This is a genomic window from Paenibacillus sp. Aloe-11 (assembly GCF_000245715.1).
Lineage (GTDB): Bacteria > Bacillota > Bacilli > Paenibacillales > Paenibacillaceae > Paenibacillus > Paenibacillus kribbensis.
Genome location: NZ_JH601056.1, coordinates 522,578 through 524,460 on the forward strand (window position 1 = coordinate 522,578; position 1,883 = coordinate 524,460).

Genomic DNA, 1,883 nt, shown 5'->3' on the forward strand with positions numbered 1-1,883 from the left:
GCCCCAGCCGCAGCTGCTGGGTGGATAAGGGAGATTGACGTTTGCGTTTGCGTTCACATTCGCGTTGACGTTCGTGTTCTCCATCTCGCCCACGGGAACGGCTAAGTACAATTTCTCATCATCCACATGTTCTACGATTCCATCATACATGGTTCCATCCTTCACCCATACGCATACATAACGATACATATGCTTTTGACACAGTGTTTTAGCATCCGTTTGTTCCGGTGCTGTAACGGTTGGCATGCTATTTTCCATGGTTATTTCCTCCTAGGCTCTTGCATGTATACCGTATGTTATTCAAAAACGGGCTATGTGCTACAAGAAATTGGGCGAATTTCGGGTTGCAAAAAAAAGAAGCACCCCGGAGGCTCTTGGCAGAGCCCCTCTGAACGGACGTATACCGGGAAATCCCTTCCTCAGCATACGTCCGCCGGGGTGCTGTATGATTAACTTGTCGGCTTAGCTGTATTATAACAACGCTTTTAAAATGTTTCCATAACGACTCTGGAGCCGCCTCCAGCCTGCTCAGCGGGTAGAACGACCAGCTTGCGCGGAAGTCGGGCCCGCAGCTCAGGCACATGACTGATTACACCAACAGACAGTTGATCGTGATGCAGCTTTTCCAGGGAGGTAATCACCGTGTCAAGCAACTCAGGGTCCAATGTTCCAAAGCCTTCATCCAGAAAGAAAAATTGAAGCGGGTATTGGCCCCGCAATTGAATCTGAGCCGATAGTGCAAGCGCAAGCGACAGGGAGGTTAGAAACGTCTCTCCGCCGGACAAGGTCGATACCGGACGCTTGACACCACCGTTGGCATCATCACTAATGACAAAACCACCACTGGAGTCTACCTCCAACGCGTAACGCTGCTTGGTCAGAAAACGCAAACGACGTGAAGCCGACTGACTGACCTGCATAAGCTGCTCCTCAGCAATGTATTCAACAAAGGCATTGCCCCGAAAAACAGATTGGAGCTTGGACATCTTTTCTGCCTCGCTACGCAATTGTATACGATTGGACTCCAGCTCCACCCAGCGAACATGCCTACGCTGCAAATCCTCCAGATCACGCTCGGCCTTGGCACGATTCTGAAGCGCCTCTTCGTCACGTATACGGCACTCGCGGAGCTGCGCGGCAGTCCTTTCCCACTCTTCCTCCGTAACGGTTGCTCCATTCAGTTGCTCTTCCACATGTTTTAAGCGGGAAGACAGCTCTTGTTCTCGCTGTCGGTGCAGGCTCACTTCACGTTCATAACGTGCGGCTTCATCGGGCCTCAGACAGCATTCCAGAACCTCTGCTTCTGTCGCAAAAGTTGAATCTTCCAGACGACTGCTCCAACGGGTCTCAGACATCTGCCGTCTTTCTTCAGCCGAGTCGGACGCCTGCCGGGCAATCAACGAAGCATGAACAGCCTGCTGCTTGCGTTCCTCCGCTTCAGTATGGCGACGTGCTGCAGCTGCAGCTTCGTTTTTGAGTCTCTGCAGGCGTGAAGCCGTTTCTTCCAACAAGAAAGCTGCCTGTCCTTCTCCAACCCATTTTCGGAGCTGTTCCCGCTTTTCGCGCAACGAATCGTCTTTGCTTTGGAGCCCTGTACGACGGGCAATCATGATTTTATCTTCCTCGATGATGCTCTGCTGTATCTGCTGAATACGTGCAGCTTTTTCTTCGAGGAAGGTCACGCTCGTCTCCAGCCGCGACCGCAGCTCCTCTGCACGCCCATCGCGTTCCTGCATGGCGCGATAACGCTCCGCGGCTTCGTCCGGCGCCACGTCCGGCAGCTGCGTCGTCCATTCGGCGCGCAATCCTTCGCTGCGCGCAGCGCATGCCTCGCGCTTGCTCCGCGCCTGCGCAGCGCATGCCTCGCGCTTGCTCCGCGCCTG

1 protein-coding gene and 1 pseudogene are annotated in these 1,883 nt (G+C 53.9%); both read right to left on the reverse strand.

Features of this window, described 5'->3' with window-relative positions; all coding sequences use genetic code 11:
• Positions 1-258, reverse strand: a pseudogene (locus tag WG8_RS28560) (hypothetical protein); the annotation flags it as partial.
• Positions 259-485: 227 nt separating this feature from the next.
• On the reverse strand, positions 486-1,883 hold a 1,398-nt coding region (locus tag WG8_RS15935; protein ID WP_007431253.1), incomplete at its 5' end, for an SbcC/MukB-like Walker B domain-containing protein.